Genomic DNA, 18,417 nt, shown 5'->3' with positions numbered 1-18,417 from the left:
TCGAGTTGGGCTGGAGGGCTCGCCGTTCGGGGCCTCTGGCGTTTCCTGCTGACGAAGATGCCGGTATTGCAAGCGCTACAGGTGTTGCGCGGAACCGCGGCAGGTGTTGCGCAACCGGGGCGCCAAGCAAGCTTTGCAGGACGGCGCAGTCACTGCTGGTCGACGCGCGGCAGCGCCTTCTGCTCGTAGCGCGGATAGAGGTGACTGACGCTGCGGATCAGTTCGTAACGCGTCAGGCTGACGCCGGCGAAGCGCTCGGGGATGGGCGTGCGCAGGAGGTCGTTCATGTCCGCGCCCTGGGCGATGCCATCGCGCATCACGCTGTCGAGCCAGCCGAGGTAATCACGCATCTGCGCAAAGGGTGCGGCATCGGTGGCGATTGGGCCGTGGCCGGGGACGATGAGTTTCCACGGCAGTTTCTGCAGCGTGTCGAGATCGCCCAGCCAGACGTCCAGCCCCGGGCTGTTCGGCGTGGTCAGCGCACGCTGGTAGAACACGATGTCGCCGGCGAACAGCACGCCAGTGGTTTCGTCAAGGATCGCCAGGTCGGCGCCGGTATGTCCGCGCAAGCCGACCAGGCGGAATCGGTGGCTGCCCATCTGCAGCTCACCCGGCACCACCGTCTCGCTGGGCAGTACCACTTCCGTGCCGCGCATCCAGTCGCCGACCAGGCGATACATGTTCTCCGCCATGGCGTTGCCCTGCTCCTTCAGCAGCTTGCTGGTGCCGGCCAGCGCACCGTTGGGCACGTCGGTGAAGGCCTGGTTGCCCAGCACGTGATCGGGGTGGTGATGGGACAGCAGCACGCGCTTCACCGGCTTGCCGGTAGTCTGCTGGATCAGCGCACGCAGGGCTTCGCCGTAGCGCTTCGACGGACCGGTATCGATCACCAGCACACCGTCGCCGGTGTCGATAAAAGCGACGTTGACGATGGCGCCGCCATTATCCTTGGCGAAGTTGTCGGTGCCGCCTTCCACCAGCCAGGTGCCTTCGGCGATCTTCCGGGGTTCGAGGTGGTACTGCAGGTCGGCCAGTGCCGGCAGGCACAGGCAGGCCAGGGCGATCAGGAGGAAACGCATGGGCACCTCGTCAGCACAGGGCGGCGTCAGCGCAGAGCGGCCTGGAATTCGTTGCCATTGTTGTCGTGCAGCCAGAGTTCGGTGCGGGGATGGCCGCGTACCTCGAAGGTGAAGGTCGGGTTCTCGCTGACCGCCGGGAACAGGTCCAGCCGGGCTAAGACTTCCCCATCCGGCCCGCGCAGCTGGGCGTGGTCGAGGTAGAACTCGGGGATGCCGCCAACCAGTCCGTTGTCCATCGGGTGCGACACCGACAGGCGCACCCGGCTGTACTCGCCCCTGGGGTAGGAGCCGCCGTGTACCTGGCCGAGGCGGTCCTCCCAACCCGGTTGCGCGCGCACCACACTGGGCGCGGTACAGCCGCCACCAGCGGCGTCGATCCAAGCCGAGCCGACGTGCCAGACGCCCTTCTCGTCGCGCAGCGCGGCGCGGATCGGCGTGGCCTGCTCGATGCGGATGCGCACCGCCAGCAACGGCTCCAGATGCTCGCCCGGATAGAGCGTCAGCACATGGGGAATCGGGTTCAGCTCGGCCCACAGCAGCAGCCGGTCGAAGCGCCCCGGCAAGGCACGGGCATCCACTTCCACCGGGACCTGGCGGGAGTCCTCGGCGAACGGCGGCACGCCCAGCTTCACCCGCTCGTCGAAGACGTAGGGTTCGCCATTCAGCAGGCGCTTGTGGTGGTACTCCCACATCACCGAGGGCATCGGGTCGCCCTCCACCGCCGCTGCCAGCAGCGGCAGTGCGCAGATCCCGAGCAGCAGTTCGCGCCTGTGCATCATTTATCCCTCACTGCACGTCCTGATAGAGCCCCGGCAGTTCGTAGCGCACGCCGTAGGCCGCGTAGAGCTTTTGCATCTCGCCGCTGCGCACCAGTTCCTCCAGCTCGCCATCCAGGGCATTGGAGAGCTGGCGGTTGCTTTCATGCACCGCCATGCCGATGTCCCACTCGGGCTGGCCGAGATTGGGATAGGTGTTCTCGGCGTTCTTCAGGTGCTGGTCAGCGGCTTGCGCGCGCATCCAGTCCAACTCGCCGCGCAGGGCCATCACCGCGTCCACCTTGCCCGCGCGCATGCCGTCGAAGGCGGCCTGGGTGCTGGGGAAATGCACGGTCATGCGGCTGAGCTGGCCGCCCAGCACGGAGGTCAGGTAGAAGGACGGCACGCTGTCCAGCTCGACCCCGATGGGGTGTTCGCGGAAGGCGGCAATGGTGTCCACCTCGGACAGCCGGCGGTCATCGCTGACCACCTGCCAGCGTTCGCGCTGGTAGGGGCCGAACATGACTACCTGCTCGTTGGCGAACTCGCCGACATCGTTGCGCCGGTTGGCGTACTGACGGTCGTACGGCACGCGCAGCATCACGTCGGCGACCACGCCCGGGCGCAGGTAATGGCCCTTCCAGATGAAGTTGCGAAGGTCGTCATCCAGGCGTTCGCCGGGCGTGACCCAGAGGAACTCCGCGCGCAGGCCCAGGCCGCTGGCCAGGCGCTGGGCGAGATCGATGTCGACCCCGCGCGGCTGCCCGCCCTGCATGAAGCTGTAGGGCGGGAAGTTCTCGTACACGGCCACCCGCAGCACGCCGCTGGAAACCATGTCCTCGTAGGGACGAACCCCTGCCTGCGCCTGCCCCAGCAGCAAGCACATGGCCAGGCCCAGTAGCGCGCCGATCAGCAGATGGGGCTGGCGCATGGCGGTCACTCTTCCACGTGCACGCTGTCCAGGTAGGTGCGGATCGCCCAGAGGCCTTCCTGGCTGATGAAGTCGGCCATCTTCGGCATGTACACCGCACCATCACGCACCGCGCCGTTGATCACACGCTCCTTGAACCACTCGTCACCCTCGGCGCCGGCGTCGAGCATGCGCAGGTCGGGGGCGATGCCGCCGGACTTGGCTTCCAGGCCGTGACAGCGTGCGCAGTTCTGGTTGTAGGCCGACGCGCCGATCTCCACCGCCTTGGCGTGGTTGGCGTAGGGCTCGCGGTAGGGGTTGGTGTCGCGCCATTCCTTGCCCAGCGGTTCCAGCCCCGTGGTATCCACTGCCTGGGGCGTCACATTGCCGTGGGACAGGGCCAGACCCGAAACACCCAGGCCGGCCACTAACAGCAGGCCACACAGCACGTTCTTGTTGTTCATCACTTCATCCTCTCATCGAGATGCTTGGCAAGGCACGGCGCCCGGAAAGACGCCAGTGATGACGATGGTAAGAACGCAGGGCCGGCGGCCGAATCCTGCTTTGGATGCTCCCGCCTACTCCCTTCGTACTAGAACGGCGGTCGGCCCCCGCCAGCGCTTTTGCAGCAAGCCCAAGTCATGCCCGGACCGGGAAATTATCCCGGCATCGCCGGGAGCTTTTCCGTTCCCCGTCACCACGCCCTCCTCCCAACATGGATTCGCCGCGGCACGTGCAGCGGCCTGCCGCCATCCATCACGGGAAACCACCATGAGAACAACAACAGCTCCCCAGCGCCTCGCCCCCCTGCACCTCGTCTTCAGCGGTCTCGCTTGTGCCATCGCCCTCACCGCTGGCGGCTCCGCCCTGGCGAAAGACGTGACCTGGGACGACATCGCCAACGACCACAAGACCACCGGCGACGTGCTGCAGTACGGCATGGGCACCAACGCCCAGCGCTGGAGCCCGCTCAAGCAGGTCAATGCCGACAACGTGTTCAAGCTGACGCCGGCCTGGTCCTACTCCTTCGGCGACGAGAAGCAGCGCGGCCAGGAGTCCCAGGCCATCGTCAGCGACGGCGTGGTCTACGTCACCGCGTCCTACTCGCGGCTGTTCGCCCTCGACGCGAGGACCGGCAAGCGCCTGTGGACCTATAACCACCGTTTGCCCGACGACATCCGCCCGTGCTGCGACGTGGTCAACCGCGGCGCCGCCATCTATGGCGACAAGATCTACTTCGGCACCCTCGACGCCGCCGTCGTGGCGCTGAACAAGAAGACTGGCAAGGTGGTCTGGAAGAAGAAGTTCGGCGACCACGGCGCGGGCTACACCATGACCGGCGCGCCGACCATCGTGAAGGACGGCAAGACCGGCAAGGTACTGCTGATCCACGGCAGCTCCGGCGACGAGTTCGGCGTAGTCGGCCGCCTGTTCGCCCGCGACCCGGACACCGGCGAAGAGGTGTGGATGCGGCCCTTCGTCGAAGGCCACATGGGCCGCCTGAACGGCAAGGACAGCACCGTCACTGGCGACGTCAAAGCACCGTCCTGGCCGGAAGACAAAAACTCGCCCACCGGCAAGGTGGAAGCCTGGAGCCACGGCGGCGGCGCCCCGTGGCAGAGCGCGAGCTTCGATGCCGAGACCAACACCATCATCGTCGGCGCCGGCAACCCCGGTCCGTGGAACACCTGGGCGCGCACCGCCAAGGGCGGCAACCCGCACGACTACGACAGCCTCTATACCTCAGGGCAGGTCGGCGTCGACCCGAGCACCGGCGAGGTGAAGTGGTTCTACCAGCACACGCCCAACGACGCCTGGGACTTCTCCGGCAACAACGAACTGGTGCTGTTCGACTACAAGGCCAAGGACGGCAAGATCGTCAAGGCCACCGCCCACGCCGACCGTAACGGCTTCTTCTACGTGGTCGACCGGAACAATGGAAAGCTGCAGAACGCCTTCCCCTTCGTCGACAACATCACCTGGGCCAGCCACATCGATCTGAAGACTGGCCGCCCGGTGGAGAACGAAGGCCAGCGCCCACCGCTGCCGGAACCGGGGCAGAAACAAGGCAAGGCCGTGGAAGTCTCGCCGCCCTTCCTCGGCGGCAAGAATTGGAACCCCATGGCCTACAGTCAGGACACCGGGCTGTTCTACGTCCCCGCCAACCACTGGAAGGAGGACTACTGGACCGAGGAGGTGAACTACGCCAAGGGCAGCGCCTACCTGGGCATGGGCTTCCGCATCAAGCGCATGTATGACGACCACGTCGGTACCCTGCGCGCCATGAACCCCACCACCGGCAAGGTCGAGTGGGAATACAAGGATCACCTGCCGCTCTGGGCCGGTGTGCTGGCAACCGCCGGCAACCTGGTGTTCACCGGTACCGGCGAAGGCTTCCTCAAGGCCTTCGACGCGAAGACCGGCAAGGAGCTTTGGCAGTTCCAGACCGGCAGCGGCATCGTCTCCCCGCCCATCACCTGGGAGCAGGACGGCGAGCAGTACATCGGCGTGACCGTCGGCTATGGCGGTGCGGTACCGCTGTGGGGCGGCGACATGGCCGAGCTGACCAAGCCGGTGGCCCAGGGCGGTTCGTTCTGGGTATTCAAGCTGCCCAGCTGGGACAACAAGACCGCCAGTCGCTGATGCACAGGCCCGCGCCGAAACCGGTGCGGGCCTTTCTCATTTACCCAGGAGATCGCCATGCGCCTGCTCGTCTGCCTGCTCTTCCCCCTCTCCACCCTCGCCTTCGCCACCAGCCAATCCGCGCCGGAGGTGGATGACGAGGCGGCCACCGTCATCGCCGGCTGCCGCATCGAACCCGACAGTCAGTGTCCCAATGCTGACCTGCGCGGCGCCGACTTGCGCAACCAGGACCTGACGCGCATGAACCTGTCCGGCGCCGATCTCTCCGGAGCCGACCTTCGCCACGCCAAACTGGACCTGGCCAATCTGCAACAGGCCCGCCTGAACGGCGCCGACCTCACCCGCGCCAGCCTGCAGCAGACCAACCTGCGCGGCGCCGACCTGAGCGGCTCCCGGCTGGTGGCCATCCAGGCCTGGGGTTTGTTCGCCCAGGGTGCGCAATGGCAAGGCGCGGATCTGACCGCCGCCTACCTGGAGTTCGCCCGCCTGAGCGGCGGCAAGCTTCACCAGGCCACGCTGCGCGCGGCGGACCTGGAGATGACCTGGCTGTCCCGCGCCGACCTCAAGGGCGCCGACCTGCGCGACGCCAACCTGCAGGAAGCGAAGCTGGCCGAGGCCAATCTTGAAGACGCCGACCTGCGCGGCAGCCGCCAGCGCTTCGGCAACTTCCAGGGCAGCAACATGGCGGGATGCAAGGGTTGCCCCGGCGGTTGGGACTGATACCCGGCCCGGTGCCGGGATTGACTCCATTGGTCTGCCGGTATTGTCGGGAATTGGCTCTTCGAAGGTGACGGCGCGAGCGGTAACTTAGCCCCATTCCCGCACTACGGCGGGCCCCACTGGAGATCACCATGAGCGCACGTATCGAATGGGCCAAGGCCGCCCCCGACGCCTACAAGGCCATGCTCGGCCTGGAGCAGGCCCTGGCCAAATCCGGGCTGGAAACCTCGCTGCTGGAGCTGATCCGCTTGCGCGCATCGCAGATCAACGGCTGCGCCTACTGCGTGAACATGCACGCCAATGATGCGCGCAAGGCCGGCGAGACAGAGGCACGACTGCAGACCCTGAGCGTCTGGGAGGAAACCCGCTTCTTCACCGAGCGCGAGCGCGCTGCGCTGGCCTGGGTGGAAAGCCTCACCCGCCTGCCGGAAAAGCACGCCCCGCAGGACCAGTTCGACGCCTTGCGCGAGTATTTCAGCGACGCCGAGATCGCCAACCTGACCCTGGCGATTGCCACCATCAATGCCTGGAACCGCTTCGGCGTTGGGATGGCGATGGTGCCCTGATTGGCGCTCGCCGCCCGCGGCGTTGTGCGCTCCTCAACCTATCCCGCTTGCAGGATAGGTTGAGGGGCGCCTACTTTTGTAGGAGCGGACTCCGCCCGCGATGTTTCCCGGCACGCTTCGAACCCATCGCGGACAGAATCCGCTCTTAAGTAGCTGGAACGAACGGCGCCGTGTCATGCAGCCAGACTCTTGATCTCGTAGGAGCGAGCTTGCTCGCGAACCCAGGCCTCGATGCGGGGCTGTTCGCGAGCAGCTCGGTCCCACAAGTGAAACCAGTCAGACTTCGACCAGCTCCACCTTCTCCGGCTCGCGTTTCATCAGCACGCAGCCATTGCGGATCGAGTACAGCGCCTTGGTCTGCTGGCGCACCGCTTCGTAGTCACTCGCCACCCCCAGAACCAGCAGGTTGGCCGGACGCCCGGCGGCGATGCCGTAGCGCGCACCCAGGTTCAGCGCACGGGCGCTGTTGTCAGTAACCAGGTCCAGAGCACGCTGCAGGTCGTCGAAGCCCATCATGTGGCAGATGTGCAGGCCGGCGTCCAGCACGCGCAGGATGTTGCCGTTGCCCAGCGGGTACCACGGGTCCTTGATCGAGTCCTGGCCGAAGCAGACGTTCATGCCGGCGCGGTCGATCTCGGCCACGCGGGTCACGCCACGGCGTTTCGGGAAGGTGTCGAAGCGTCCCTGCAGGTGGATGCTCTCGGTCGGGCAGGAGACGAAGTTGATGCCCGAGCGCTTGAGCAGGCGGAACAGCTTCGAGCAGTAGGCGTTGTCGTAGGAACCCATAGCCGTGGTGTGGCTGGCGGTGACGCGACCGCCCATGCCGCGCACGCGGGCTTCTTCGGCGAGCACTTCGAGGAAGCGCGAGTTCGGGTCGTCGGTCTCGTCGCAGTGCACGTCCACCAGACAGCCGGTGCGTTCGGCCAGGTCCATCAGGAACTTGATCGAGCTGACGCCCTGCTCGCGGGTGTTCTCGAAGTGCGGGATGCCACCAACCACGTCCGCGCCCAGGCGGATCGCCTCTTCCATCAGCTCGCGGCCGCCCTCGTAGGACTCGATGCCCTCCTGCGGGAAGGCGACGATCTGCAGGTCCACCAGGTGCCGCGCTTCTTCACGGACTTCCACCATGGCCTTTAATGCCGCCAGGGTCGGATCGGTCACGTCAACGTGGGTGCGCACGTGCTGGATACCGTGGGCGGCCAGCATGCGGATGGTGGTGTGGGCGCGGGACTTGGTGTCCTCGTGCGTAATGGTTTCCTTGCGCTGGGCCCAGCGCTCGATGCCCTCGAACAGCGTGCCGCTCATGTTCCATTCCGGCTCGCCGGCGGTCAGGGTGGCGTCGAGGTGGATATGCGGTTCCACCAGCGGAGCGATGGCTAGGTTGCCACGGGCGTCGATGTCGTCGCCGCTGGCGGCTACGCTGCCGGCTTGCTGCACGACCTCGGCGATGACGTCGCCTTCGCAGCGGATGGTAAACAGGCCGGTCTGCTTGCGCAGCGAGGCGTTGATGATTTTCATGGGATCAAAGGTCCTCTTCAGGCTATTCGTGGCGCGGCGCATTGGACATGCGCCAGATGAGCAGCGCCACGGAGGTATTCAGGCGGAACTGCGCGTCGTCCAGGGACTGGCCGCTGAGGGCCTCAATCCGCGCGATCCGCTGGTTCAGGGTATTGCGGTGGATGCCCAGGCGCTGTGCCGCCCTGAGCGCATTGCCGCCCTCCTGGACGAGCGCGTCGAGCGTCTCGATCAGCAGGTGCGGCTGTTTGCGGCCCGGATCGTTGAGCGGGCCGAGGGTGTCCTTGACGAACTGCTCAACCACCGCGCGATCCGGGATCGCCCGCAGCAGGCGCAACACGCCCAGCTCACGGTAGTCGCAGAAGCCGGCCGGCGCCTGCATGCCTTCGGCGACGTCCAACGCCTGGCGAGCTTCGAGCAGCGCGCGGGGGAATTCGGCGCAGGAATCGGCGCGGGCAGACAAACCGAGATAGGCACGCAACGGCGCGAGTTCCTGCTGCAACCCGATGGACAAGGCGCGTAGTTCGGCGCGCTCGGCACTCCCGGAATCGCCCAGCAGCAGGACGAACAGGTCACCCTGGATCACCACAGGCAGGCGCTCTGGACGCTCCTGCTGCCAGTTCTCCAGATGATCGAGCAGGCGCTGGCGAGTCAGTTGCAGCGAGCGTTCAGCCTCCTCCGGCTCCTGTCGCTGGAACAGCGTGTCGACGCCGGAGAGCCGCAGCGCCACCAGGCGACGTGGCGTCTCCACTGGCAGTTCCAGGTGCTGTGCGCGACGGCGGACAATCTCCAGGCTCGGGTAATCGCCGCTGAGCAACTGGCCGAGGATGTCGCGACGGGAGGTCTTCACCTGGGTCATCTGCACCAGCGCCGTGCCGATCAGGTGGGTGACGATGACCATCTTCAGCGCGTAGGGCTGCTCGATCAACGGCAGACCTTCCGTCTCGGCCAGATGAACCACGGACGCAGGGATGCGCTGGATGAACTCGTCGCCGGTGAGGATGACGATGCCGGCGATGCCGCTGGCGACGCCTTCGCGCACCAGCTGCAGCAGGTTGGCCTCGTCACGGCTGTGGTTGATGCCGGTGACGAACACCAGTTCGCCGCCCATCACCCAGTCGGCGATGCCGACGTTCTCCGCCACATAGGACCAGCGCACGCTGCGATGCACGTTGCGCGCGCCGGCCCGCAGCGCAAGGCTTTCCAGCCCCGGCAGACGGAGGATTTCCTCGACGCTCAGGCTCAAGCGCGCGGCTCGGCCACCGGCGCACGGGCGCGGGTGACTTCGGTGAGAACGATATAGCAGATCGCCGAAGCGGCGATGCCCACCAGCGGAGCGATCCACGGCGAGGCGTAGGCCAGGCCGGCGCCAACTGCGTAGGACACCAGGCCGGTAACGTTGAACGCCGGGATGTGGTTGCCCACCAGCGCCGGGTATTCACCGCGGTTGCGGTACCAGTAGTCGGCCATGATCACGCCACCCAGCGGCGGGATGATCGAACCCAGCAGCACCAGGAACGGGATCAGCCATTCGTACATGCCGCCGATGGCGAGGATGATGCCGATGCCGGCGGCCAGCAGGGTCATGGTGCGGCGACGCTCGCTGCGCACCAGGTGGCAGGCGGCGGCGGAGACGTTGTAGATGGTCGGGCCCTGGATGGTCCACAGATTCAGGCAGAGCATGATCACCGCGGCGAAGGACAGGCCCTGCAGCACCATCACTTCGACGATGTCGGCGTTCTGGTAGACGATGGCGCACCAGGCGCCGGCGACGATCATCAGGCCGTTGCCGATGAGGAAGGCAACGACACTGGCGATCACCGCGATGCGCCCATTGCGGGCCATGCGAGTCCAGTTGGTGGCTTGGGTCGCGCCGCTGGCGAAGGTGCCAAAGACCATGGTCACGGCCGCAGAGAAGGTCAGGGTCTGGCTCGGTTCCTTCGCCAGCAGGCCGCTCCAGCCGCCAGCGTGCGTGGTCGCGATGACCATCGATGCCACCAGCAGGATGAACATCAGCGGTACTGACACGCGGGACATGATGTCCAGGCCCTTGAAGCCGATGATCGCGGTAATCGAGAACAGCAGGCCGAAGACCACCATCAGCGGGATGTTCAGCCACTCCGGCAGCGACAGCATCTTCACCAGCACGATGGCCACGGTGGCGGTGCCCCAGGCGTACCAGCCCAGTTCCGCGAAGCCGAGGAGAAAGTCGGACAGCTTGCTGCCGCGCTCGCCGAAGCAGAAGCGGCCCATCAAGACGGTGTTCAGGCCGCTGCGCGAGGCAATCAGGCCTAGAGAGGCAGCGTAGATGGCGAGCAGCACGTTACCGATGAAGGCGACCCAAAGCATGTCGACGAAGTCGAAGGCCATGCCGATCTTGCCGCCGGCGAACATGGTGCCGGTGAAGAAGGTGAAGCTGAACAGGACCATGGCGATGGGCAGCAGGCCTTTGCGCCCTTCCCTGGGCGTCGCGCTCAGGGGAAATTCACTGGGGGAACTCATTCAGGGGGATCTCCGCGAGGATTGGTTGAGGACTCCCGGCACAACGCAAATAGCGGGCCGGAAAAGCCAATCAGGAACGACGCGGAAATTTTGAGCATGTCGAACATTGTGAACTGTTCACAATGCACACTTCCGGTGGGTGTAACGGCGTTTCAAGATAGCTCAAATGTGCATTGTGCGGATTTCCGGGGCACGATGCAGCTTTTTCGCACCAAAAAAGACGAAACGCCTGACATGAATCACTGCCGTTCGGCAGAATTCCCGCCACGTGCGCCGCTTGCGGGCTGCACTTTCTCCCTGCGACACGCTGTCACCCCCAGACAAGGAAATGGCACGGACAACAAGTCCGCTGCAAACCGACGCAGGCAGACTCTCCTCAATGTTCCGTTCGCCGTCCGCCCTTGGCAGACGGCCTGATAACAACAGATAGCCCGCCAACAAGAAAAAGGGAGTACCCGCCAATGAGCGTCGCCAGGTTCCTCGCTCCATCGGTCCTCGCGCTGAGCACGTGCCTCGCGATGGGCGCAGCCCACGCCGAGCTGCCGACCGAGAGCATCGGTGAGACAGTCTTGCCGTTCCCGCCCTCGCCGCACCGCGCCTACATCGTCGACGTGGAGTTCGAGAACTTCATCGCCGGCCGCGTCACCGTGGTCGACCCCGAGCAGAAGAAGATGCTCGGCATGGTCAGCACCGGCTTCGTCGCTCCGTCCACCCTGAGCCACGATGCGAAGACCCTGTACTCCGCGGACACTTTCTACTCCCGCGGCACTCGCGGCGTGCGCACCGACGTGCTGACCGCCTGGGACACCTCGAACCTGCGTCCGAAGTGGGAAGTGGAAATCCCGGCCAAGCGCGCTTCGATCCTGACCCAGAAGTACGCTCTGGGCGCGAGCTCGGACGATCGCTTCGTCTACATCTACAACTTCACCCCGTCCACCTCGGTCACCGTGGTCGACACCCAGGAGAAGAAGGTCGCCAGCGAAATCGCCATCAGCGGCTGCGTCCTCAACTACCCGGTAGGCAAGCGCGCCTTCGCCTCGCTGTGCGGTGACGGCCAACTGCAGATCACCAAGATCGGTGACGACGGCAAGGAAACCGGCCGCAGCCAGACTCCGTTCTTCGATCCGAACAAGGAAAAGCTCAACGAACGCGGCCTGGCCGTGGGCGAGACCTACTTCTTCGTGACCACCGACGGCATGGTCAAGCCGGTGGACGTCTCCGGCGACAAGCCGAAGATGCTGCCGAGCTGGTCGCTGACCACCGACGAAGAGCGCAAGAAAGGCTGGGGCACCGGCGGCTGGCAGCTGATGGCCGTAGCGCCCAAGCTGAACCGCATGTACGTGCTGATGCATGAAGAGCACAGCGCCGGCAAATGGGAAGACCCGAGCCCGTTCATCTGGGTCTACGACCTGAAGACGCAGAAGAAGATCGGCACCCTGGAAGCGCCCAAGCCGGTGTGGAGCCTGCACGCCACCACCGACGACAAGCCGCTGCTGCTGGGCACCGACGTCGAAGGCGGGCTGCAGATCTTCGACCTGAAGACCGGCAAGTACAACGGCGCCATGGACAAGATCGCCAAGACGCCGATCCTGGTCCTGAGCCACTAAAACCACCTCGAGAGGTACGGATATGTTTTCCGATCCGATCCTGATCATCGCCAGTGCGGTGGCCGTTGCGGTGCTGCTCGCCAGCGCCGCCAGCCACAAGCTGCGCGCGCCGATGCGCTTCGCCCGCCAGGTCGAAGACTACGGCCTGCTGCCGGCCTCGCTGGTCGGCCCGGCGGCCCGCGTGCTGCCGGTGGTCGAAGGCGTTGTCGCCTTCGCCCTGCTGGTGCCGGCGAGCCGCCACGGCGCGGCCCTGGCCGCCACGGCGCTGATCCTGTTCTATGCCGGCGCCATCGGCATCAACCTCTGGCGCGGGCGCCGCGACATCGACTGCGGCTGCTCCGGCCCTGGCCAGATGCAACCGCTGCGCCCGGTACTGCTGCTGCGCAACGCGATCATCGCCGCGCTCGCCCTGATCGCCTCCTGCGCTCCGCAGGCCCGCGAGATGGGCGTGTTCGACGCCTTCGTGATCCTCGCCGCCAGCGCTGTCGCCCTGCTCCTGTATGCCGCGGCCGATGGCCTGCTGGCCAATCATCCCCGCCTGCTCAAACTCATCGGAAGGTGAACAAATGGAAGGTCTGATCGTTTCCAACATTCTTCTCTGGGTGCTGCTCATCGCCCTCGCCTTCACCGTCATGGCGCTGGTGCGGCAGATCGGCGTCCTCCACGGCCGCATCGCGCCGGCCGGCGCGCTGATGGTCGACAAGGGCGTGGCCGTCAACGAGCCCGCGCCGAAAGTCACCGCCGCCGACCGCCACGGTCGTCCGGTCAACTTCGGCTATGAAGGCGAGCGCGGCCAGCTGCTGTTCTTCCTCTCACCGACCTGCCCGATCTGCAAATCGCTGCTGCCGGCGATCAAGTCCATCGCCAAGGACAAGGCCGGCGAGCTGGAAGTGATCTACGTCAGCGACGGCGACATGGCCGCCCAGCAGGCGCTGATCGCCGAGCACGGCCTGGAGAAATCCGCCTACGTGGTCGGTCCGGAAGTCGGCATGACCTACCAGATCGGCAAGCTGCCCTACGCCGCGCTGATCGACAGCAAGGGCGTGCTGCGCGCCAAGGGCCTGGTGAATTCCCGCGAGCACCTGGACAGCCTGTTCGAGGTCGAGCACCTGGGCAGCGCCACCCTGCAGCAGTACATGAATGGCCACAGCCACAACGGCGTGCACACCCACGACGCCAGCCACGGCCACAGCCACTGATCACGGAGAGAACAAGAATGAAATTCCTCGACAACCTGTTCGAGCGCTCCTCCCGCCAGGTGGCCAACGTCACTTCGCGGCGCAAGCTGCTGGGCCGCTTCGGATCGCTGCTGGTGGCCGGCGCCGCCCTGCCGATCATCCTGCCGATCGACCGCACCTCCAAGGCCCTGGCCGCCGAGGCGCCCAAAGCTGGCGATCCGGGTGACCCGAATAGCTGCGACTACTGGCGCTACTGCTCCATCGACGGCTTCCTCTGCTCCTGCTGCGGCGGCACCACCACCTCCTGCCCGCCCGGCACCGATGCCTCGCAAGTGACCTGGATCGGCACCTGCCGCAACCCGGCGGACGGCAAGGACTACATCATTTCCTACAACGACTGCTGCGGTAAGCACAGCTGCTCCCAGTGCGCCTGTACCCGCAACGAGAGCGAGGAACCGCTGTACCGTCCGTTCAACAACAACGACGTCAACTGGTGCCTGGGCGCGGAATCGCGCATCTACAACTGCACCGTCACCATCATCCGCGGCGTCGCGGTCTGAAGTCGGGAGAAAAGCCCATGCGCAGTCTCGTTGTCGGCGCCCTGCTCTGCAGTCTGGTCGCCCCCATCGCTCAGGCCCGTGCGATCCCCGATCCGCACCAGCGGCCGGCGCCCGGCAACGAGGAGGTGCAGAAGCCGATCTCCCAGCAGAGCTACAGCCCGGCCACCAACTACCAGCTGCAATGCGCCGGCTGCCATCTCACCGAAGGCAGCGGCAGCAAGGCCAACGACACACCGCGCCTGCACGGCTTCGTCGGCAACTTTCTGAAGGTGGAGGGTGGGCGGCAATTCCTCGTGCGCGTGCCGGGCATGTCCCAGTCCGCGCTGAACGACGCGCAACTGGCCGACCTGCTCAACTGGCTGCTGCGCAAGGAGGGCATGGCTGGCGCCAGCATGCCCGCCGAGTTCAAGCCCTACACCGCCGAGGAAGTCAAAGCCACGCGCTACCAGGCCCTGCTCAACCTGCCGGGCACCCGCGCCGGTTTGATCCAGGAAATGCGCAAGCAGGGCATCACCATCACCGATGGGATGAGCGATGCGTACTGAGTGATTGCTTCGGCGGCTTGCCCGCCGGAGCGAAGATTTGCCTCCGCACTAAAGCCCGCAGCTCCTGCGGGCTTTTTTATGTGCAAAGGGTTTGCAGGGAGCGCTTGTGTAGGATGGGGCCCCGGCGACTCGGTGCAACCTGCAGGAGCGCGCCATGCGCGCGATCGCGGGCATGGCACGCTCCTACAGGGGAATGCCGGAGCCCCGCCCCGTAGGGCGCATAACCTGAAACAGGTTATCCGCCGCTTACCTCCAACGGCGGATAACGCTGGCGCGTTATCCGCCCTACCAGAGGAGCGGCGTGCGTCAGCTGCTCTCGCGCACCATCAATTCGAACCCCAGGTCCATCACCGGTGCATTGACCGGCTTGTCGTTGATCAGGTCCAGCAACCGTTCCGCCGCATGCGTGCCGATGGCCTTGCGCGGGGTGCGGATGCTGGAGAGGCGCGGGACCATGAATTCCGAGCTAGGCAGGTCGTTGAAGCCCAGCACCGCCACCTGTTCGGGGATGCGGATGCCGTGGCGCATGGCCTCCAGCAAGGCACCGTGGGCCAGGTCGTCGTTGCCGAAGAAAATACCCTCCACCTGCGGATGGCTGGCCAGCAACTGGCGGAACAGCTCGCCGCCGAGGCCGACCGAAGACGGGCGCGGCGTGAGGATTTCCAGCACCGGGTCATAGCAGCCAGCCTGCTGCAGCGCGCGGCGGTAACCCTCGCCGCGCAGCAGGGTGCGCTGGTCCAGTTGCGCGCCGATGTACGCAAGGCGCTTGCGCCCGCTCTTGAGCAGGTGCCTGGCTGCCGCCTCCCCCGCACGAATCTGCGAGAAGCCCACGCAATGCAGCCCCGCGCCGGGGTCCAGGTCCATCATGTAGACCGCCGGCACGCCGCTGCCCTCGATCATCCGCCGGGTGCTCTCGGTGCGGTCGAAGCCGGTCAGCAGCAGGCCGCGCGGCTGGTACGCGAGGTAGTTGCGCAGCAGGTTCTCTTCTTCGTCGCGGGAGTAGTGGTAGTTGCCGATCAGCACTTCCAGACCGCGCGGGTGCATCACGGCATGGATGGCTTCGAGGGTTTCGATGAACAACTGGTTCGACAGCGAAGGCACCAGCACCACGATGTTATGGCTCTGCTTGGAAGCCAGCGCGCGGGCGGCGGGGTTGGCCACGTAGCCCAGGTCGGCGGCGGCCTGGCGGACCTTTTCCGCCAGCTCCTCGGCCACCGTGCTCACGCCGCGCAGGGCGCGCGAGGCCGTGATGGGGCTGACGCCAGCACTGCGTGCCACGTCGTTGAGGGTGGGTTTGCCGGTGGTGCGAGAGCTTCTGTCGTTTTTCTTATCGTTCTTCTGAGCGGTCATCGGGCGGCTTGCCAAACAAAAATCGAGGCACTAAGGTAGCGCTGTCTCGCAGCCAGGGCAATTGCCTGAGGCGGCTCCCGCCGCCCCTCGCCCGCCGGTGAAGCATACTCACCGAGAGCACCGGGACACACCGACTAGAATGACAAGAATACGGAGGCAGCCGATGCTTTTCGTTACGCCCGCCAAAGATAGCGCTGTCTCAACACCGAGGCCCTGCATGCTCCCCGCCATTGATGCCGTGCTCATCATGGGTGTCGCCGGATGCGGCAAGTCCAGCGTCAGCGAGGCCCTGTGCCTGCGCAGCGGCGCGTTCGCCATCGAAGGCGACTCCTTCCACCCTGAAGCCAACATCCAGAAGATGAGCGCCGGCATCCCGCTGACCGACGAGGACCGCGCCGGCTGGCTCGATACCCTCGCCGCCCAGCTGCAGCAGGCCATCGCCGCCGGCCAGCGTCCGGTGCTCACCTGCTCCGCGCTCAAGCTGATCTACCGCGAACGCCTGCGCCGCGCCGTGCCCGGCCTGGGCGTGGTGTTCCTGGAACTCACCCCGGAAACCGCCGCCCAGCGCGTCGCCACCCGCCCCGGACACTTCATGCCGGCCAGCCTGATCGACAGCCAATTCGCCGCCCTCGAAGTGCCGACCAGCGAACCGCTAACCCTGCGCCTGGACGCCACCCGCCCGCTCGATGAACTGGCGGAAGCCGCACACCTCTGGTGGCGACAGCACTCCAACGACTGACCCGCTGGCGCCTGCCCCAGAAAGATAGCGCTATCTCGACTAATCCAAGAAAGAAGAGCCGCTCCGGCACAAAGACAACAACAGGAGAGACCCATGCTCGGCATGTCCCACGACACCTATCTGCTGCTGGACGCGGTGGTCACCATCATCGGCCTGATCCTGCTGATCACCCGTTTCAAGATCCACCCCTTCGTTGCCCTGATCATCGCCGCGGGCTTCCTCGGCCTGACCTCCGGCATGCCCGTGGCGACCATCGTCAAATCCTTCCAGGACGGCTTCGGCGGCGTGCTCGGCTTCGTCGGCATCATCCTTGCGCTGGGCACCATGCTCGGCAAGATGATGGCCGAGTCCGGCGGCGCCGATCAGATCGCCCGCACCCTGATCCGCGCCTTCGGCAAGGAACGCGTGCACTGGGCCATGATGCTCGCCGCCTTCCTGGTCGGCATCCCGCTGTTCTTCGAGATCGGCTTCATCCTGCTGGTGCCGCTGGTGTTCATCGTCGCCCGCCGCAGCGGCGTCTCGCTGATCAAGATCGGCATCCCGCTGCTCGCCGGCCTCTCCGCCGTTCACGGTCTGGTGCCGCCGCACCCGGGCCCGCTGCTGGCCATCGGCGTATTCGGCGCGGACATCGGCAAGACCATCTTCTACGGCCTGCTGGTCGCCCTGCCCACCGCCGCCATCGCCGGTCCGATCTTCGGCAAGTTCATCGCCAAATACATTCCCGGCCAGCCCAATGAAGAGTTGGTAGCGCAGATCGCCCACGAACCGGACACCAGCAACCTGCCCAGCTTCGGCGTCACCCTGCTGACCGTGCTGCTGCCGGTGTTCCTGATGCTGCTCAAGACCTTCGCCGACGTCATGCTCGCCGACGGCCACATCGTTCGCGCCTGGCTGGACATGATCGGTCACCCGATCACCGCCCTGCTGCTGGCCCTGCTGCTGTCGCTCTACACCTTCGGCCACGCCCGCGGCTTCGATTCGAAGAAGATCCTCAAGCTGCTCGACCAGAGCCTCGCGCCCACCGCCGCCATCGTGATGATCATCGGCGCCGGCGGCGGTTTCAAACAAATGCTGGTCGCCAGCGGCGTGGGCGACGTGATCGGCCACATGGCGGTGCAGGCGCAGATCTCGCCGATCCTCCTGGCCTGGCTGGTGGCTGCGGTAATCCGCATCGCCACCGGTTCCGCCACCGTAGCCACCATCACCGGCGCGGGCATCGTGGTGCCGGTCATCGACCTGATCCCCGGCGTCAACCGCGAACTGCTGGTCCTCGCCACCGGCGCGGGCTCGCTGATCCTGTCCCACGTCAACGACGCCGGTTTCTGGCTGGTGAAGCAGTACTTCAACATGAGCGTGCTGGAGACCTTCAAGACCTGGACGGCGATGGAAACCATTCTCTCGGTGGTCGGCCTGCTGTTCATCCTGCTGCTGTCGCTGTTCGTCTGATGCATTGATCGATGGGTATCGCTGCACTCCTCCCCTGGGAGCTCCCCGTAGGATGGCGTGGAGCGCAGCGATACCCATCACGCCCAGCACCCGGCGAGCACCACCAACCGCCCGCCCCGGATTCCTGCAACGAGGTATCGCCCGTGACTTCCTCCGCAACTCCGAAAGCCCCCACCCAGCCCACCTGGCCCCGCGATTTCGACATCCGCGCCCGCTACGCCGAGCAGCAGGAAATCCTGCAGCCCGCGCCCACGCCACAGCCAACCCCCTCGCACCCGTAGGGCGCATAACCCGGAACGGGT

19 protein-coding genes are annotated in these 18,417 nt (G+C 65.8%); 11 read left to right on the top strand and 8 right to left on the bottom strand.

What is annotated here, in order from left to right:
* Nucleotides 1-149: 149 nt before the first annotated feature.
* Genes IB274_RS05555 through pedF form a run of 4 tightly spaced genes read right to left on the bottom strand, consistent with a single transcriptional unit; the run spans nt 150 to nt 3,208 of the window.
* Nucleotides 150-1,079, bottom strand: coding sequence for a quinoprotein relay system zinc metallohydrolase 1 (locus IB274_RS05555; RefSeq protein ID WP_192431048.1), 930 nt, complete (start codon nt 1,077-1,079; stop codon nt 150-152).
* Nucleotides 1,080-1,105: 26 nt separating this feature from the next.
* On the bottom strand, nt 1,106-1,858 hold the full coding sequence (locus IB274_RS05550; protein ID WP_412548410.1) for a quinoprotein dehydrogenase-associated SoxYZ-like carrier: 753 nt from the start codon (nt 1,856-1,858) through the stop codon (nt 1,106-1,108).
* Between the two features lie 7 nt (nt 1,859-1,865).
* On the bottom strand, nt 1,866-2,765 hold the full coding sequence (locus IB274_RS05545) for a transporter substrate-binding domain-containing protein (RefSeq protein ID WP_192431046.1): 900 nt from the start codon (nt 2,763-2,765) through the stop codon (nt 1,866-1,868).
* Nucleotides 2,766-2,770: 5 nt separating this feature from the next.
* The gene (gene pedF, locus IB274_RS05540; RefSeq protein WP_192431045.1) at nt 2,771-3,208 is read right to left on the bottom strand and encodes a cytochrome c-550 PedF; all 438 of its coding nucleotides are present in this window, start codon (nt 3,206-3,208) and stop codon (nt 2,771-2,773) included.
* A 307-nt stretch (nt 3,209-3,515) separates the two neighbouring features.
* On the opposite strand from pedF, the gene exaA reads away from it, so the two are divergent.
* From exaA to IB274_RS05525, 3 genes are all read left to right on the top strand, one after another.
* Nucleotides 3,516-5,387 (top strand): quinoprotein ethanol dehydrogenase, encoded by a 1,872-nt coding sequence (gene exaA, locus IB274_RS05535; RefSeq protein ID WP_192431044.1) that lies wholly within the window; start codon nt 3,516-3,518, stop codon nt 5,385-5,387.
* A 57-nt stretch (nt 5,388-5,444) separates the two neighbouring features.
* A complete protein-coding gene (locus tag IB274_RS05530) occupies nt 5,445-6,107 on the top strand; it encodes a pentapeptide repeat-containing protein (protein ID WP_192431043.1) in 663 nt (220 codons plus the stop codon).
* A gap of 131 nt (nt 6,108-6,238) precedes the next feature.
* A complete protein-coding gene (locus tag IB274_RS05525) occupies nt 6,239-6,673 on the top strand; it encodes a carboxymuconolactone decarboxylase family protein (RefSeq protein WP_192431042.1) in 435 nt (144 codons plus the stop codon).
* Nucleotides 6,674-6,949: 276 nt separating this feature from the next.
* Here the strand turns inward: IB274_RS05525 and codA are convergent, their stop codons facing one another.
* From codA to codB, 3 genes are read right to left on the bottom strand one after another with little or no spacing between them, the layout of a single operon-like run.
* Complete coding sequence (gene codA, locus IB274_RS05520; RefSeq protein WP_192431041.1) at nt 6,950-8,191, bottom strand: cytosine deaminase; 1,242 nt, start codon at nt 8,189-8,191, stop codon at nt 6,950-6,952.
* 22 nt (nt 8,192-8,213) lie between these two features.
* A complete protein-coding gene (locus tag IB274_RS05515; RefSeq protein ID WP_192431040.1) occupies nt 8,214-9,434 on the bottom strand; it encodes a PucR family transcriptional regulator in 1,221 nt (406 codons plus the stop codon).
* Entirely contained in the window at nt 9,431-10,690 is a 1,260-nt protein-coding gene (codB, locus tag IB274_RS05510) for a cytosine permease (protein WP_192431039.1), read from the bottom strand. Before codB ends, IB274_RS05515 begins: the two co-directional genes overlap by 4 nt.
* Nucleotides 10,691-11,151: 461 nt before the next feature.
* Here codB and IB274_RS05505 point away from each other — a divergent pair, with 461 nt between their 5' ends.
* The 5 genes from IB274_RS05505 to IB274_RS05485 are packed head-to-tail and all read left to right on the top strand — an operon-like array spanning nt 11,152 to nt 14,580.
* Entirely contained in the window at nt 11,152-12,297 is a 1,146-nt protein-coding gene (locus tag IB274_RS05505) for an amine dehydrogenase large subunit (protein ID WP_192431038.1), read from the top strand.
* Between the two features lie 22 nt (nt 12,298-12,319).
* A complete protein-coding gene (locus IB274_RS05500) occupies nt 12,320-12,859 on the top strand; it encodes a MauE/DoxX family redox-associated membrane protein (protein WP_192431037.1) in 540 nt (179 codons plus the stop codon).
* A 4-nt stretch (nt 12,860-12,863) separates the two neighbouring features.
* Nucleotides 12,864-13,496, top strand: coding sequence for a methylamine dehydrogenase accessory protein MauD (gene mauD / locus IB274_RS05495; protein ID WP_192296068.1), 633 nt, complete (start codon nt 12,864-12,866; stop codon nt 13,494-13,496).
* Between the two features lie 17 nt (nt 13,497-13,513).
* Nucleotides 13,514-14,035 (top strand): methylamine dehydrogenase light chain, encoded by a 522-nt coding sequence (locus IB274_RS05490; RefSeq protein WP_017518360.1) that lies wholly within the window; start codon nt 13,514-13,516, stop codon nt 14,033-14,035.
* Nucleotides 14,036-14,052: 17 nt separating this feature from the next.
* On the top strand, nt 14,053-14,580 hold the full coding sequence (locus IB274_RS05485) for a c-type cytochrome (RefSeq protein ID WP_192431036.1): 528 nt from the start codon (nt 14,053-14,055) through the stop codon (nt 14,578-14,580).
* A gap of 306 nt (nt 14,581-14,886) precedes the next feature.
* Here the strand turns inward: IB274_RS05485 and IB274_RS05480 are convergent, their stop codons facing one another.
* A complete protein-coding gene (locus IB274_RS05480) occupies nt 14,887-15,930 on the bottom strand; it encodes a LacI family DNA-binding transcriptional regulator (protein WP_192431035.1) in 1,044 nt (347 codons plus the stop codon).
* A gap of 217 nt (nt 15,931-16,147) precedes the next feature.
* On the opposite strand from IB274_RS05480, the gene IB274_RS05475 reads away from it, so the two are divergent.
* The 3 genes from IB274_RS05475 to IB274_RS05465 all read left to right on the top strand — a co-directional run bounded on the left by IB274_RS05475 (nt 16,148) and on the right by IB274_RS05465 (nt 18,396).
* Nucleotides 16,148-16,669 (top strand): gluconokinase, encoded by a 522-nt coding sequence (locus tag IB274_RS05475; RefSeq protein WP_192431034.1) that lies wholly within the window; start codon nt 16,148-16,150, stop codon nt 16,667-16,669.
* A 93-nt stretch (nt 16,670-16,762) separates the two neighbouring features.
* On the top strand, nt 16,763-18,115 hold the full coding sequence (locus IB274_RS05470) for a GntP family permease (protein ID WP_192431033.1): 1,353 nt from the start codon (nt 16,763-16,765) through the stop codon (nt 18,113-18,115).
* A gap of 143 nt (nt 18,116-18,258) precedes the next feature.
* A complete protein-coding gene (locus IB274_RS05465; protein ID WP_192431032.1) occupies nt 18,259-18,396 on the top strand; it encodes a hypothetical protein in 138 nt (45 codons plus the stop codon).
* Nucleotides 18,397-18,417: the final 21 nt, after the last annotated feature.

Origin of the sequence: Pseudomonas sp. PDM18 (assembly GCF_014852585.1) — a bacterium.
Lineage (GTDB): Bacteria > Pseudomonadota > Gammaproteobacteria > Pseudomonadales > Pseudomonadaceae > Pseudomonas.
This window is presented reverse-complemented; position numbering and strand designations above follow the sequence as displayed.

Coding starts and splice junctions, on each gene's coding strand:
- mauD (WP_192296068.1), top strand. CDS start 12,864: ATGGAAGGTCTGATCGTTTCCAACATTCTTCTCTGGGTGCTGCTCATC.
- IB274_RS05505 (WP_192431038.1), top strand. CDS start 11,152: ATGAGCGTCGCCAGGTTCCTCGCTCCATCGGTCCTCGCGCTGAGCACG.
- IB274_RS05550 (WP_412548410.1), bottom strand. CDS start 1,858: ATGATGCACAGGCGCGAACTGCTGCTCGGGATCTGCGCACTGCCGCTG.
- IB274_RS05490 (WP_017518360.1), top strand. CDS start 13,514: ATGAAATTCCTCGACAACCTGTTCGAGCGCTCCTCCCGCCAGGTGGCC.
- codA (WP_192431041.1), bottom strand. CDS start 8,191: ATGAAAATCATCAACGCCTCGCTGCGCAAGCAGACCGGCCTGTTTACC.
- IB274_RS05485 (WP_192431036.1), top strand. CDS start 14,053: ATGCGCAGTCTCGTTGTCGGCGCCCTGCTCTGCAGTCTGGTCGCCCCC.
- IB274_RS05470 (WP_192431033.1), top strand. CDS start 16,763: ATGCTCGGCATGTCCCACGACACCTATCTGCTGCTGGACGCGGTGGTC.
- IB274_RS05475 (WP_192431034.1), top strand. CDS start 16,148: ATGCTCCCCGCCATTGATGCCGTGCTCATCATGGGTGTCGCCGGATGC.
- pedF (WP_192431045.1), bottom strand. CDS start 3,208: ATGAACAACAAGAACGTGCTGTGTGGCCTGCTGTTAGTGGCCGGCCTG.
- IB274_RS05525 (WP_192431042.1), top strand. CDS start 6,239: ATGAGCGCACGTATCGAATGGGCCAAGGCCGCCCCCGACGCCTACAAG.
- IB274_RS05500 (WP_192431037.1), top strand. CDS start 12,320: ATGTTTTCCGATCCGATCCTGATCATCGCCAGTGCGGTGGCCGTTGCG.
- IB274_RS05480 (WP_192431035.1), bottom strand. CDS start 15,930: ATGACCGCTCAGAAGAACGATAAGAAAAACGACAGAAGCTCTCGCACC.
- IB274_RS05530 (WP_192431043.1), top strand. CDS start 5,445: ATGCGCCTGCTCGTCTGCCTGCTCTTCCCCCTCTCCACCCTCGCCTTC.
- IB274_RS05555 (WP_192431048.1), bottom strand. CDS start 1,079: ATGCGTTTCCTCCTGATCGCCCTGGCCTGCCTGTGCCTGCCGGCACTG.
- codB (WP_192431039.1), bottom strand. CDS start 10,690: ATGAGTTCCCCCAGTGAATTTCCCCTGAGCGCGACGCCCAGGGAAGGG.
- IB274_RS05545 (WP_192431046.1), bottom strand. CDS start 2,765: ATGCGCCAGCCCCATCTGCTGATCGGCGCGCTACTGGGCCTGGCCATG.
- exaA (WP_192431044.1), top strand. CDS start 3,516: ATGAGAACAACAACAGCTCCCCAGCGCCTCGCCCCCCTGCACCTCGTC.